Raw genomic sequence first — 13,108 nt, 5'->3', positions numbered from 1 at the left:
ATGGCCCCACGACGAAAGAGTACGCATTATGCCCCAAGCGTAGCGACGATGCGCCACGTTCGACGGAAAAGCACCGCCAATAAAAAAGGCCACCACAAGGGCAGCCTTTTCAGCGATCAAGCCAGGCAGGGATCACTCAGCCTTGTTGATCGGCTTTTCCGGGTACCAGGCGTCCAGCAGCGGGCTGACTTCGATCTTGGTCAGTTCGCTACGGCCCTTGAGCCAGGTTTCAACGGCAGCACGCTGTTCTTCGCTGACCGATCCGCGTTTGACCGAGCACACCAGGCCGTAATCGTCACCGCCTACATAGTCCAGGCCGTTGGCGTCCATCGCTTCTTCCAGGAACGCATCGAGGAAAGCATCGATTGCCTGGTCATCCAGATCTTCCTTGAATTCCAGGTTCAGCTCGAAGCCCAATTCCTGAAACTCGTCGACACACAGCTTTTTGCGCAGACGACGGGAGCGGTTTGTGGCCATGAAACAATCCTCTTAGGTAATAACGCCGCGCAGTCTACCAGTTAACACGTGGGGCTGCCTGCCTGAGTGCGTGCGCCGGTAGTCAGTTCGTTGGCCAACGCCCGTTCCACACGGCACATGTGCCGCGCCAGTGCCTGACGGCGCAAGCGCAACTGGGGGGTAGGCAAGCCGCGGGCCTCCAGGGCTTCGCAGGCCGCCATCAGGTCGCGGGCTTCCAGCATGCGCGCGGCACTCAGCACCTTGTGGGCCTGCTCGGCAATGGCCTCGCTGTCTTGCTCCGGGTGCAGCGCCATCAAGCTGGCCCGGTCGGCCTGCAGGCTTTGCTGCAAGGTCAGCAGGAAGCGCTGGCGGTCGTCGGGGTCATGCCCGATCACTGCAGCCAGGCCTTCCAGGTGGTACAGCTTGCGCCGGGGCTTTTGCTGGCGGCGCGGGCGAATGCCCGCCAGGCGCTGGCTGAGGGTGCCCAGGCTGATCGGCTTGAGCAGGCAGTCGTCCATACCGGCGCTCAGGCACTGGCGGCGCACCTCTGGCTGTGCGTTGGCGGTGTAGCCGAGAATGGTGCAGCGCTGCCGCTTGCCATGGCGTTCTTCGGCACGGACGGCGGTCGCCAGTTGGTATCCGTTCATGTGCGGCATGTTGCAGTCGAGCACCAGCACATCGAAGTCGCCTGCGCGCCAGGTGGCCAGGCCTTCACGGCCATCGCGGGCGCTGGCGTGCGGCAGGCCCAGGTAGCCGAGCTGCTGCGCCATCAGCTGCAGATTGGCCGGGTGGTCATCGATCACCAGCACATTCAGCCGCGGGTCAGGCACCTCGAGGTGTTCGAAGGGCGGCGCTGAATGCGGGGCGGCGTCAATGCGCTGCAGCGGCATTTTCAGGCGCACCTGGGTGCCAACATCTTCCAGGCTCTTGATGGTCAGGCTGCCGCCCATCATTTCGCACAGGCTGCGGCAGATGGCCAGGCCCAGCCCGGTACCCGCGCGGGCGCCCTGGCTATGCGGGTTGGCCTGTATGAACGGATTGAACAGGCGCTGCAGGTCGTCGGCATGGATGCCGATGCCGCTGTCGCGCACTTCCAGTTCCAGCACTGCGGGCAGGGTGCTGCCGTCATCCAGCAGGCCTACGCAGATGCGAACCTGGCCATGCTCGGTGAACTTGATGGCGTTGCTTACCAGGTTGGACAGCACTTGTTTGAAACGCAGGGGGTCGAGCAGTGCGTGGCAACGCGCGGCGGGTGCAATTATCACCTCCAGGGCAAGGCCTTTCTGGCGTGCCTGCCCCTCGAAAATGCGCCCTACCGATTCGACCAGGGCCGCAAGGTCGACGGCTTCCGGTGCCAGGGACAAGTGCCCGGATTCGATACGCGCGATATCGAGAATATCGCCGATCAGACCCAGCAGGTCTTTGGCTGAGTGGTGGGCCAGTTCCAGTGCGCTGCGGTCCACCTGGCCCTGGTCGGCGCGTTTGACTGCCAGTTCGAGCATGCCGATGACGGCGTTCATCGGGGTGCGGAACTCATGGCTGATGGTGGCCAGGAAGGTGCTCTTTGCGCGGTTGGCGTCGTCGGCCTGCTGCTTGGCCTGACGCAACTCCATGACCAACTGGCGGCGTTCGCTGATGTCGATCCAGCCGCCGATGATGCCCTGTACTTCGCCCAGTGAGTCACGGTACGGCAGTATCCAGTGATAGATGGTCATTTCGCGGCCCTTGATCCGCAGTGGCCGGTCCATGATCAACGGCGAGCCTGCGGCCATGACTTTCAGATAGTCGGCCTGGATCTGCCGAGTCTGCTCGCTGTCGGCAAACAGGCTGGCGTCCAGCCGTTTGCCGATGACCTCGTCGGAGCGGGCCTGCACGGCTTCCAGATAGCTGTAGTTACAGCTTTGCAGGCACCCCTCGCGGTCACGCACGTACATGGGGTGGGGCGTGCCGTTGAGCAGGGCGCGCATGAACGCCAGTTGGTCGTTCAGTGCGCGTTCGGCGGTTTGGCGCTGGCGAATCTGCAAGCGCAAGCGGGCGTTCCAGAGCAAGGCCAGCAACAGCAGCGCGACCATGCCCAGCACCACTTGTAGCGCAAGCTGGCTGTAGTCTTTGCCACTGCCATCGTCGTGCTGCCCGAAGCCGCGCCAGCGGTTGTTGATCACCCCCAGCTCTTCGGGCGAGATGCTCAGTAGCGCCTTGTCGAGGATCGACTGCATCGCCTGTGACGGGGTGCTGGTGGCCATGGCGAAGTTGGCAGGCTCGCTGCCGACCGTGGTGCGGATGACCAGCCCAGGGTTGCTGGCCAAGGCATGGTTGGCGTCGATCAACGTGGTGATCACCGCATCGACGGCACCGCTGTTGAGCAAGGCCATGGAATAGTACGCGCTCTCGGTCTCGACCCAGCCGATTTTCGGATAGTGCCGGGACAACAGGGTGTCCATGGCGCTGTAGCGGGTAATGGCCACGCGATGCCCCTGCAACTGCTCCAGCGTGCTCATGCCCTTGTCATCCTTGCGGCCGACCAGCACGAAGGCGCTCTCCAGGTAGGCCCGGCTGACCTGCAGGTCGTCTTTGGTCACCCCGCCAGTGGCCAGTGCGGCAATCACATCGGCGCGGCCATCCTTGAGGCGGGCGATCATCTCGGCAATGCCGCTTGCACGCTGCACGTCAAAACGCAAACCGGTGCGCAGGCTGATGAGCTCCAGCAGGTCGGCTGTGATGCCGCGAAAATGCCCTGAGCCATCGAAATAGGATAGCGGCGCAGCCGTATCATCGATCGTTACGCGCATCACCGGGTGATCTTGCAGCCACTGTTCCTCGGCATCGGTCAGTTGCAGCTTGCGGTCAGTCAGCAGCAGGTCGCTGCCGGCGCTCCAGCGTTTGAAGATGCTGGCACGCAGTGCCGCAGGCTGGCTGTCCAGTGTGGTGTTCACCAGCGCCAGCAGTTGCGTGTCTTGCTGGCGCAAGGCAAAGCCGAAGCCGATGGCTTCGTGCTGGCCGAAATTGGCCATGCGCAGGCGTGGCAGGTGGCCGCGGTTAAGCAGGTAGTGGGTGGAGATGGTGTCGCCGATGTACACGTCGGCCTGGCCGAACGCCACGGCGTTCAAGGCTTGGCTGGAGGAGCCAAAGGCCAGTAGCTCGGCCATGGGGTAGGTGCGGCGTACCTCCTGCTTGGGCAGGTAATGGTAAAGCATGCCGAGGCGCAGGCCGGTCAGGTCCGCGTCCAGCGCCCGGGTTTCGTCTTCGCGTGTTACCAGCACCGGTTGGTCAACGGCATACGGATGCGACAGCGCCAGGCCGTCGCTGGCCGCTTCGTAGCCATTGGCGGTGCCAAGCAGGTCGATATCGCCATGCCTGAGCGCCTCCACTGCCGCCTGCCGGCTGGAGAAACGCAGCACCCGCACGGGTAACTGCAGGGCCGTGCCGATCAGGCTCGCGTACTCGGCGGTGAGGTCCTGGTAGTCGCGGCCGCCACTGGTGATGTCGAACGGCGGGTAATCCGGAGCCGACGTGCCCAGTACCAGTTCCTGACGGCTTTCGAGCCATCGCCGTTGTTCGGCCGTGAGCATGGGGCGGGTCGGCTTGGCTGATGACCGAGCCAGTAACGTATAGGATGAGGCCTCTTGATAGGTGGCCTGCACGACGCCGCTGAACAGGAGCAGGGCGAACAGCAGGCGAGCGAAAGGGCGCGGCATGACCATCCTCAGACCAGCGCGTTGCGTTTGGCAATTTCGATCAGGTCAACCAGTGTGTTGACCTGAAGTTTGTGCATGAGGCGCTTCTTGTAGGTGCTGACAGTCTTGCTGCTGAGGAACATGCCCTTGGCAATTTCCTTGTTGCTGCGGCCTTGGGCGAAGAGTTGCAGTACCATCAGTTCGCGGTCATTTACCTGCCTGAAGAGTTTCAGCTCGGCATCGGCTGTCTGGTCATGCTTTATTGCCTGGCTGGGGAAATAGTTGTAACCGGCCAGGACCGCCTTGATTGCACTGAGCAGTTCGCTCAGGTCTTCCTGCTTGCACACATAGCCTGCGGCGCCGGAGTGCATGCAACGTACGGCAAACAATGCGGGAGACTGCGCGGTCAATACCAGAACCTTCAATGGCAGGGCCATGGCCTGGAAGCGTGAAAGCACCTCCAGCCCGTCTAGCTTGGGGATGCTGATGTCGAGGATGACCAGGTCAGGGGCGGCTTCACGAATCATCTGCATGGCGTCCACGCCGTTGTCCGACTCGCCGACAATCTTGTAGTTCTGGTTTTCCAGCAGCATACGGACGGCCAGGCGGATGACAGGATGATCGTCGACAATAAATATGGAATGCATGTTCAACTTCCCTGCGGGCGATTGAGGGGGATAATCGGCACCTTATCGCAGTTGGAAGTCGTCAGACATGCGAGGAAGGGCGATTCGCCCTTTATGGGAAATGGCTTACAAGATAAAACAAAACGGGCTACGAATTTTGTGTGTTTGACCCAATGTCAAAGCGTGATTGGTAACTTTTCGTGCACTTTTACTCGGGCTGTTTAATTTGTCGTCAGTATATGTAGGAAGTTTCCTGCAATATGCGGTGCAGCACTGGCTCAAGGACCTTGGCTGCACCGGCGTGCGTCAGGTGGGGCTGGAGCGCCCGGTCATTTCCCGAGCCATTTCGCTGGCATAGCTGTCGGTCATCCCGGCGATGAAGTCGATCATGCGCAGGAAGGCACTGTGCAGCGAGGCACGTGGGTCCGGAGCATTGTTGCCGATCAGGTCCAGTACCCGGCGGCTCTTGAACGAGGGGGTGCGCCCACCGTGCTGTTCGAGCGCTGCGCCACAGAAGGTATTGAGCAAAATCTCCAAGGTGGTATAGGCACCAATTTCGTGCAGGGTTTTGCGCTTGTCCTGGAAGATCTTGTTGCGTGCCATGTCCTTGGCCTGCAGCACGCAGCGCTTGGCCGGGCCGTGCATGTGCTCTACCAGGTCGCCTGCCAGGTGCCCGGCCAGCAATGCCTGCTGCTGCTCGACGAACGCGTGGGCGGCAGCGTTGGTCAGGTGTTCGATAGCCTTGCCACGCAGAATCGCCAGTTTGCGCCGGCGGGAATCACGGGGGCCGAGCTGGCGGTAGGTTTCTGGCAGGTCTTCACCGACCAGGTCAAGCAGCAGGGCTTCGACTTCAGCGTATTCGAGCAACTCCATTTCCAGGCCGTCTTCCAGGTCGATCAGCGCATAGCAGATGTCATCGGCAGCCTCCATCAGGTAAACCAGCGGGTGGCGCGCCCAGCGCTGTTCTTCCAGTTGCGGCATGCCGAGCTTGCGGGCGATCTGCTCGAGCAGGGGCAGTTCGCTCTGGTAGCTGCCGAACTTGTGCTTCTTGTAGCCCAAGGCGTCGGCGTGGCGCGCGCTCCAGGGGTACTTCAGGTAAGTGCCGAGGGTGGCATACGTCAGACGGGTACCGCCGTCGAATTGGTGATACTCCAGCTGGGTGAGCACACGAAAGCCTTGGGCATTGCCCTCGAAATTCAGAAAATCGGCCCGCTGGTCGTCGCTCATGTCATCCAGCCAGCCACGCCCGGCTGCCTGCTGGAACCAGTGGCGGATGGCGTCCTCGCCGGAGTGGCCGAAGGGTGGGTTGCCGATGTCGTGGGCCAGGCACGCTGACTGCACGATCATCCCCAGGTCGCTGGGGGCGCACCAGTCGGGCAGGTTGTCGCGCAGTGTTTCGCCGACGCGCATGCCCAGGGAGCGACCGACACAACTGACTTCCAGTGAGTGGGTCAGGCGTGTGTGGATGTGGTCGTTGCTGGAAACCGGGTGTACCTGGGTCTTGCGCCCGAGGCGGCGAAAGGCACCAGAGAAGATGATGCGGTCATGGTCTTTGTGGAAGGGGCTGCGCCCGAGTTCATCGGCGCTATAAAGGGCTTTGCCCAGGCGTTCGCGGGTGAGCAGGGTGTGCCAGTCCAAGGCGCATTCTCCTGTGGATCGAAGGAAGCAGCATATCCTGCCGGAGCAGCCTTGTGCTGCGAAGAGGCCTGTTTGAGCGATACACGGGTATCGCCGGGCCGGGCTCTTCGCAGCACAAGGCTGCTCCTACAAAGGAATGTGCAGTGTTCAGGGGCGGCGGTTGCCTTGCAGGTACAGGCGCACCAGCGGCAGCAGGCTGCTGCCCAGGCGCACCAGCCGTGCCAGGTTACCGCTGCGCACGCCCTTGCCAGTGAGGAAGCCCAGCGCCACCACGGCACCAATCCCCCATAAAGGCGCATGCTTGATCCCCAACCCTGCGTGCAGCGAACTGCCCATTCCGCGCACGCGGCGCAGCGGCTCCATCAGTTGCCCGGACTCATGGCGGATTTCCTGGCGGTGCATCTCCATGCGCAGGCGCAGCAGTGCTTTGCGCAGTTCGCGCGGGTTACGGGTGTTTGGCAGTTGTGGCAGGCTCATGGCAACAGGCGCTCCCGGTCCTTGGCGAGTTCTTCAAGGGTGGCCCCGAATGGCGACGATTCGTCGAACACCGCTGCCTTCAGGCGCAACCCGCAGTACAGCGCGGCAAAGCCATAGAACACGCACAGGCCGATGATGCCGGCCAGGCGATAGCTGTCCCACAGGAGCACCAGTAACAACCCGGAAAGGGCTGTCAGCAGCAGCAGGGCGAACACCAGGGCCAGGCCTGCGAACAGCAGCAACCGCAGGGTGCGGCCCTTTTGCTCCTGCAACTCGATGCCAAGCAGTTCGATGTGGCTGTGCAGCAGCCCCAGCGCAGCTGCGCCCAGGCGCTTGCCCGAGGCGCTGGCGCCGTTGGCGTCATTCTCCATGGGAACCCCTCAGCGCCGGTTGGCCAGCAGGCCGATCAACAGGCCGACGCCGGCGGCGATGCCGATTGCCTGCCACGGGTTTTCCTGCACGTACTGCTCGGCGCTGCCCAGCGCGGCCTGGCCGCGCTGGCGCACGGAGTCCTGGGTCAGTTGCAGGGTTTCGCGAGCCTGGGTCAGGCGGTCGTGAATCTGTTCGCGCAATTCGTCGGCCTGGTCGCCGGCCAGGTTGGCAGTGTCGGCCAGCAACCTCTCGGTGTCGCGTACCAACGCCTGGAAGTCAGCCATCAGTATCTCTTGTGCAGTCTTTGCCGATTTGCTGGCCATGGGCCTCTCCCTGTCGATGAGTGTTGGTAGTTCGAGTAATAGCACGCGCGGAAGGTTCAAGTGCCGGTGCTGGTATGGGCCTTGCTAAGTCATTGCCACGTTGCGGGGCGTCGCTGGCAGCGATTGCGCCGATTCAGGGCGTCCGCGCAGCGTATACCGATAAACCTTAACCCAATCCACGACAAACCCAAGAAAAAACCACGCAGGCTCCGACCCGCTCACCGAAACAGGGCAGGGGGCTGGCACCGATTCGGTGCAGGGATGCAGGTTCTTGAACTGTCCTGGTGCCTTTTTTAGCAGGCCTGCCTATTTCATGGAAAACATGCACAGCGCAATGGACTCCCTCGTCCACGGTCCCAACACTCTGTTCATTCTCATGGGCGCCATCCTGGTGCTGGCGATGCATGCCGGCTTCGCCTTCCTTGAAGTGGGCACGGTACGCCACAAGAACCAGGTCAACGCCTTGTCGAAGATCCTCAGCGACTTTGCCATCTCGGCACTGGTGTATTTCTTCATTGGTTACTGGATAGCCTATGGTGTCCATTTCTTCCAGCCGGCAGCGGCGCTGGCCGTTGACCATGGTTATTCGCTGGTCAAGTGCTTCTTTCTGCTGACGTTCGCTGCGGCGATCCCGGCGATCATCTCCGGGGGCATCGCCGAGCGCGCGCGCTTCGTGCCGCAGTTGTGTGCCACGGCGTTGATCGTGGCGTTTATCTACCCGTTCTTCGAGGGGGTAGTGTGGAATGGCAACCTGGGGCTGCAAGCCTGGTTGCAGGCCCGCTTCGGCGCGCCTTTCCACGATTTTGCAGGCTCGGTGGTGGTGCACGCCATGGGCGGCTGGCTAGCCCTGGCGGCGGTATTGCTGCTGGGTGCGCGGCGTGGGCGCTACCGGGACGGCCGTTTGGTGGCGTTTGCGCCTTCGAGCATTCCGTTCCTGGCGTTGGGGTCGTGGATTCTGATCATCGGCTGGTTCGGCTTCAACGTGATGAGTGCACAGACGCTGCAAGGCGTCAGCGGCCTGGTAGCGATCAACTCGCTCATGGCCATGGTCGGTGGCACCCTGTCGGCCTTGCTGGCCGGGCGTAACGACCCGGGCTTCCTGCACAACGGGCCGCTGGCCGGCCTGGTGGCGATCTGCGCCGGCTCCGACCTGATGCACCCGATTGGCGCACTGGCCACCGGACTGGTGGCTGGCGCGTTGTTCGTCTGGACCTTCACTGCAGCGCAAAACCGCTGGAAGATCGACGACGTGCTGGGCGTGTGGCCACTGCACGGCCTGTGCGGCGTGTGGGGTGGCATTGCCTGCGGCGTCTTTGGCCAGACGGCACTGGGCGGCATGGGTGGTGTCAGCCTGGCCAGCCAGCTGCTGGGCAGCCTGATGGGCGTGCTGGTGGCATTGGCCGGCGGCTTTGCCGTGTATGGCGCAATCCGTGCGCTGCATGGGCTGCGCTTGAGCCATGAGCAGGAGTTTCAGGGCGCGGACTTGTCGCTGCACCGTATCGGCGCCACCAGCCAGGATTGAGCCAGGTCAGGTGCATGACGAGTGCGAGAGACCTAGAATAGGTATCTCTGCATGCCAACCGGGACCTGAGCCATGCTGCCTGAATGCCAACTGTTCGGTACCCTCGGCTGCCACCTGTGTGAAGTGGCCGAGGCCGTGCTGATGCCTTTTGTCGATCATGGCCTGTTGGTCGAGCTGGTCGACATCGCCGAGAGTGAGGTGCTGTTCGAGCGCTATGGCCTGATCATTCCGGTGTTGCGACGCTGCGACAATGCTGCTGAGCTGCACTGGCCGTTCGATGCCGAACAGGTGGTGGCGTTCCTGGGGCAATGATGGCTGCAGAGGAGTTGCAACCCTGCTCCATGAAGGGTGAAGCGAGCTGATGATCAGGTGCCGGCGCACTGGCGCCGGTCACCTTTCCCATCATCGGAATAGTTCGCCATGTTGATCACTCCACATTTCACGCTCGATGAAATGACCGTTTCCCAGCTCGCCGCCAGGGACGGCTTCGATAACACCCCACCTCCTGATGCCCGGGCCAACCTGCAATTGCTGTGTTGTGCGCTGGAGCAGGTGCGCGCACTGTTCGGCGTGCCGATCATCGTCAGCAGCGGTTTTCGCAGCGAGAAGGTTAACCGGCTGATCGGCGGTGCCACCAACAGCCAGCATATTCAGGGGCTGGCGGCTGACTTCACGGTGATGGAAGTCAGCCCTCGGGAAACCGCTCGGCGGATCAACGAAAGTGCCGTGCCGTTCGATCAACTCATCCTGGAGTTCGACAGATGGGTGCATCTTTCGGTAACCCGTGGCACCCCGCGCAGGCAGGTTTTGACCCTGCGCAGAGGCAGCGGCTACCTGCCGGGGCTGCAATGAACCGCATTGACGGCGGCAAGGGGATGTTCGTATGCTGTATATAAATACAGTGTCGAGGTAACGTCATGCTCAACGTCGAGCAACTCAAGTACAGCGTCAACCGCATGCCCGTGGATCGGGTGGCTGACGCCGTTCTGGAACTGCGCCTCGAAGGCCTGGTGACCGACGACCGCACGCCGTTCGGTAAAGTCCACTTCAATACCTGCTTCGCCGAGATCGAGGCCTTGTTCCAGCGTGCCGGCTATCACCGCGGGCTGGATGTGGTGGGTTACCAGGGGTTGCTCTATGCCCTGTACGACCCCGGTCGTTGGGAACCGGTGCAGGTGTTGCGCTGGCTGAAGGAACGCAGCGAGGCGATAGTCCAGGCTGGTTGAGGGCGCGGGCTTGGGCGATAATGCGCGGCCGTGAACGTTTCGAGCCCTGCCATGACCGCGCCCTTCGACCCCGCCCGCCAGCAAGCCAGCACGGTGTGCCTGCCCCCCGGTAACTGGGCGACGGTGCTCGATTGCCTGTGCGACCATTTCAAGGCCATCGACCGCGCCCAGTGGCTTGACCGTTTTGCCCGTGGCCGGGTACTGGATGCCGAGGGGCGGGCGATTGCTGCCGAGTTACCCTACAAGCGTGGCCTGCGTTTGCACTACTTCCGCGAAGTGGCGAACGAGCGGCCGATCCCGGTGCAGGAAGTGGTACTGCACGCGGACGAACACTTGGTGGTGGCCGACAAGCCGCATTTCCTGCCGGTGACGCCGACGGGCGAGTACGTCGAGCAGACCTTGCTGCGCCGCCTGATTCGTCGCCTGGATAACCCGCATCTGGTGCCGTTGCACCGCATAGACCGGCACACCGCCGGGCTTGTGCTGTTTTCCGCCAACCCGCACAGCCGCAGCGTTTACCAACGCCTGTTCCCCGAGCGGCGCATCGACAAGCGCTACCAGGCCATTGCGGCGGCGATGCCGCAGCATGCATTTCCGCTGGTGCACAAAAGCCGCCTGGTGCATGGCGAGCCGTTTTTCCGTATGCATGAGGTGGAGGGTGAGGCCAACAGTGAAACCTTGGCCGAGGTGCTGGAAAAGAATGGGGAGCTGTGGCGCTATGGGCTGTCACCAGTGACCGGCAAGACCCATCAGTTGCGCGTGCACATGGCAGCCTTGGGGGCGGGAATCTGCAATGACCCGTTCTACCCGCAGCTGCTTACTGCAGAGGATGACTACCAACGTCCGCTGAAACTGCTGGCGCAGAGCTTGCGTTTCGAAGACCCGTTGAGCGGCGAAGAACGCTATTTCGAGAGCCGCCTGCGGCTGGACTGGTAACACAGACCGCAGGCATACGCGGCCCTTGTGGCAGCGGGCATGCCCGCGAACACCGGCAGGGCCGGTGCCATCCACCGCGTTGGTTTCTTCGCGGGCATGCCCGCTCCCACAGGGACGTCGCAGGCTCCAAGGTCACTAGGTTCCTGTGGGAGCGGCTTCAGCCGCGAATACCGGAGCGTCAGCGGTTGAACCGCTCCACCAGCGAATACTGGCTACCCGCTGTGCTGGTCAGCGCCTCGCTCAGCAGTGCTGAATGCTGCGCCTGTTCGGCGGTCTGGTCGGCCAGTTCGGCGATGGTGCTGATGTTGCGGCTGATCTCGTCGGCCACTGCAGTCTGCTCCTCGGTCGCAGCGGCAATCTGGGTGGCCATATCGGTGATGTTGGCCACCGCTTCGCTGATCCCCACCAATGCCTCATCAGCCTGCATCACCCGGTCGACACCTTCCTGCGCCTGACGGTGGCCGGTTTCCATGGTCAGCACGGCGTTGCTGGCAGTTTGTTGCAGCTTGGCGATCAGGCCGTGGATCTGCCCGGTGGATTCGGCAGTGCGCTGGGCCAGCTGGCGGACTTCGTCGGCCACCACGGCAAAGCCACGGCCCATCTCGCCGGCACGCGCCGCTTCAATGGCCGCGTTCAGTGCCAGCAGGTTAGTCTGGTCGGCAATGCCCTTGATCACATCGACCACGCCACCAATCTCGTCGCTGTCCTTGGCCAGTTGGGTAACCGTCTGACCGGTTTCGCCCACCGCTGCCGACAGACGCTCGATGGCCTCGCGGGTTTCCCCGGCAATCTGCCGGCCCTGGCTGGTCAGGCGGTTGGCTTCCTGGGTGGCGTCGGCCGTGCGCTGTACGTGGTTGGCCACTTCCTGCGTGGTGGCGGCCATCTGGTTGACGGCGGCGGCGACCTGCTCGGTTTCCACCCGCTGGCGCTCCAGCCCCGACGAACTCTTGTGTGCCAAGGCGTCGGACTGGCGCGCCTGGTCGCTGAGGTGTTCGGCACTGTCCTGCAAGCGGGTCAGGCAGGTTTTCATGCGGGCATCCTGGCTGAGCATGGCCATCTCCAGACGCGCCTGCACGCCACGGCTGTCGGTGTACATCTGCGCGATCAGCGGGTCGGAGGTGGTCTGTTCGGCCAGGCGCAACAGGCGTTTGAGGCCACGCTGCTGCCAGCTCAAGCCCAGCAGGCCCAAGGGGACGGATAGCCCGGCAGCCAGGGCAAAGCCCCAGGAATGGCCCAGCCAGTTGCCGATCAGGAAGCCTACCTGGCTGATCAGGATGAACGGCAGCCAGTCCTGGAGCACCGGCAGCCACTTGTCCCTGCGAGGTACTGCGGGCTTGCCTTGGTTGATGCGTTGGTACAGGGCCTCGGCGCGGCGAATCTGCTCGGCGGTTGGCTTGACCCGCACCGACTCGAAACCGATGACCTGGTTATTGTCGTAAATCGGTGTGACGTAGGCGTTGACCCAGTAGTGGTCCCCGGACTTGCAACGGTTCTTGACGATGCCCATCCACGGCTGGCCCTGCTTGAGGGTTTGCCACATATGGGCAAACACGGCAGGCGGCACATCGGGGTGGCGCACCAGGTTGTGCGGCGCCCCGGTCAACTCCTCGCGGGTGAAACCACTGATGTCGATGAAGGCATCGTTACAGTAAGTGATCACGCCCTTGGCGTTGGTGGTGGAGATCAACCGCTGCTGGGCAGGGAAAGTCCGTTCTCTCTGGGTAATCGGCTGGTTGTTACGCATGGGTTGATAGTCCGCAGGGCTTTGGACAGGTATCGGCAAGCTAGGGGTTTTATTGAATGATTATTTAATGTGGCTGCGTTTGTTCGTCGTTGGGGCTCTGGCGCCTGTGAAATC

General features: G+C 62.5%; 13 protein-coding genes. 5 read left to right on the top strand and 8 right to left on the bottom strand.

The window, feature by feature from the left end; translation table 11 throughout:
- Positions 1-132: 132 nt before the first annotated feature.
- The 7 genes from ACK1VC_RS08085 to ACK1VC_RS08055 all read right to left on the bottom strand — a co-directional run bounded on the left by ACK1VC_RS08085 (position 133) and on the right by ACK1VC_RS08055 (position 7,566).
- On the bottom strand, positions 133-477 hold the full coding sequence (locus ACK1VC_RS08085) for a YggL family protein (protein ID WP_016485603.1): 345 nt from the start codon (positions 475-477) through the stop codon (positions 133-135).
- Between the two features lie 41 nt (positions 478-518).
- A complete protein-coding gene (locus tag ACK1VC_RS08080; RefSeq protein ID WP_449117936.1) occupies positions 519-4,151 on the bottom strand; it encodes an ATP-binding protein in 3,633 nt (1,210 codons plus the stop codon).
- An 8-nt stretch (positions 4,152-4,159) separates the two neighbouring features.
- Positions 4,160-4,777 (bottom strand): response regulator transcription factor, encoded by a 618-nt coding sequence (locus ACK1VC_RS08075; RefSeq protein WP_016485605.1) that lies wholly within the window; start codon positions 4,775-4,777, stop codon positions 4,160-4,162.
- A gap of 285 nt (positions 4,778-5,062) precedes the next feature.
- Positions 5,063-6,394, bottom strand: coding sequence for a deoxyguanosinetriphosphate triphosphohydrolase (locus tag ACK1VC_RS08070; protein WP_016485606.1), 1,332 nt, complete (start codon positions 6,392-6,394; stop codon positions 5,063-5,065).
- Between the two features lie 147 nt (positions 6,395-6,541).
- Positions 6,542-6,871 carry a hypothetical protein gene (locus tag ACK1VC_RS08065; RefSeq protein ID WP_016485607.1) on the bottom strand — a complete coding sequence of 110 codons (330 nt, stop codon included), beginning with the start codon at positions 6,869-6,871 and terminating at the stop codon, positions 6,542-6,544.
- Complete coding sequence (locus ACK1VC_RS08060; RefSeq protein WP_016485608.1) at positions 6,868-7,242, bottom strand: phage holin family protein; 375 nt, start codon at positions 7,240-7,242, stop codon at positions 6,868-6,870. The genes ACK1VC_RS08065 and ACK1VC_RS08060 overlap by 4 nt, the downstream gene beginning before the upstream one ends.
- Before the next feature lie 9 nt (positions 7,243-7,251).
- On the bottom strand, positions 7,252-7,566 hold the full coding sequence (locus ACK1VC_RS08055) for a DUF883 family protein (RefSeq protein WP_016485609.1): 315 nt from the start codon (positions 7,564-7,566) through the stop codon (positions 7,252-7,254).
- A 313-nt stretch (positions 7,567-7,879) separates the two neighbouring features.
- Between ACK1VC_RS08055 and ACK1VC_RS08050 the strand changes: the two genes are divergently transcribed.
- From ACK1VC_RS08050 to ACK1VC_RS08030, 5 genes are all read left to right on the top strand, one after another.
- Positions 7,880-9,088, top strand: coding sequence for an ammonium transporter (locus tag ACK1VC_RS08050; protein WP_449117935.1), 1,209 nt, complete (start codon positions 7,880-7,882; stop codon positions 9,086-9,088).
- A gap of 72 nt (positions 9,089-9,160) precedes the next feature.
- Positions 9,161-9,400 (top strand): glutaredoxin family protein, encoded by a 240-nt coding sequence (locus ACK1VC_RS08045; RefSeq protein WP_016485611.1) that lies wholly within the window; start codon positions 9,161-9,163, stop codon positions 9,398-9,400.
- 108 nt (positions 9,401-9,508) lie between these two features.
- Positions 9,509-9,940: a D-Ala-D-Ala carboxypeptidase family metallohydrolase gene (locus ACK1VC_RS08040; RefSeq protein WP_016485612.1), complete on the top strand. Its 432-nt coding sequence runs from the start codon at positions 9,509-9,511 to the stop codon at positions 9,938-9,940.
- Positions 9,941-10,005: 65 nt separating this feature from the next.
- Positions 10,006-10,314: a hypothetical protein gene (locus tag ACK1VC_RS08035; protein ID WP_016485613.1), complete on the top strand. Its 309-nt coding sequence runs from the start codon at positions 10,006-10,008 to the stop codon at positions 10,312-10,314.
- A 51-nt stretch (positions 10,315-10,365) separates the two neighbouring features.
- Positions 10,366-11,250: a pseudouridine synthase gene (locus ACK1VC_RS08030; RefSeq protein ID WP_016485614.1), complete on the top strand. Its 885-nt coding sequence runs from the start codon at positions 10,366-10,368 to the stop codon at positions 11,248-11,250.
- Between the two features lie 178 nt (positions 11,251-11,428).
- On the opposite strand, the gene ACK1VC_RS08025 is transcribed toward ACK1VC_RS08030, so the two are convergent.
- Entirely contained in the window at positions 11,429-12,994 is a 1,566-nt protein-coding gene (locus ACK1VC_RS08025) for a methyl-accepting chemotaxis protein (protein WP_016485615.1), read from the bottom strand.
- Positions 12,995-13,108 lie beyond the last annotated feature (114 nt).

The organism is Pseudomonas sp. XP2, assembly GCF_053557975.1.
The sequence above is the reverse complement of the archived record's forward strand: the minus strand, read 5'-3'. Positions and strand labels throughout refer to the sequence as shown.

What these genes read in the sequence shown, in the direction of transcription:
- ACK1VC_RS08085 (WP_016485603.1), bottom strand. Translation starts at nt 477, where the DNA reads ATGGCCACAAACCGCTCCCGTCGTCTGCGCAAAAAGCTGTGTGTCGAC.
- ACK1VC_RS08080 (WP_449117936.1), bottom strand. Translation starts at nt 4,151, where the DNA reads ATGCCGCGCCCTTTCGCTCGCCTGCTGTTCGCCCTGCTCCTGTTCAGC.
- ACK1VC_RS08075 (WP_016485605.1), bottom strand. Translation starts at nt 4,777, where the DNA reads ATGCATTCCATATTTATTGTCGACGATCATCCTGTCATCCGCCTGGCC.
- ACK1VC_RS08065 (WP_016485607.1), bottom strand. Translation starts at nt 6,871, where the DNA reads ATGAGCCTGCCACAACTGCCAAACACCCGTAACCCGCGCGAACTGCGC.
- ACK1VC_RS08060 (WP_016485608.1), bottom strand. Translation starts at nt 7,242, where the DNA reads ATGGAGAATGACGCCAACGGCGCCAGCGCCTCGGGCAAGCGCCTGGGC.
- ACK1VC_RS08055 (WP_016485609.1), bottom strand. Translation starts at nt 7,566, where the DNA reads ATGGCCAGCAAATCGGCAAAGACTGCACAAGAGATACTGATGGCTGAC.
- ACK1VC_RS08050 (WP_449117935.1), top strand. Translation starts at nt 7,880, where the DNA reads ATGGAAAACATGCACAGCGCAATGGACTCCCTCGTCCACGGTCCCAAC.
- ACK1VC_RS08045 (WP_016485611.1), top strand. Translation starts at nt 9,161, where the DNA reads ATGCTGCCTGAATGCCAACTGTTCGGTACCCTCGGCTGCCACCTGTGT.
- ACK1VC_RS08040 (WP_016485612.1), top strand. Translation starts at nt 9,509, where the DNA reads ATGTTGATCACTCCACATTTCACGCTCGATGAAATGACCGTTTCCCAG.
- ACK1VC_RS08035 (WP_016485613.1), top strand. Translation starts at nt 10,006, where the DNA reads ATGCTCAACGTCGAGCAACTCAAGTACAGCGTCAACCGCATGCCCGTG.
- ACK1VC_RS08030 (WP_016485614.1), top strand. Translation starts at nt 10,366, where the DNA reads ATGACCGCGCCCTTCGACCCCGCCCGCCAGCAAGCCAGCACGGTGTGC.
- ACK1VC_RS08025 (WP_016485615.1), bottom strand. Translation starts at nt 12,994, where the DNA reads ATGCGTAACAACCAGCCGATTACCCAGAGAGAACGGACTTTCCCTGCC.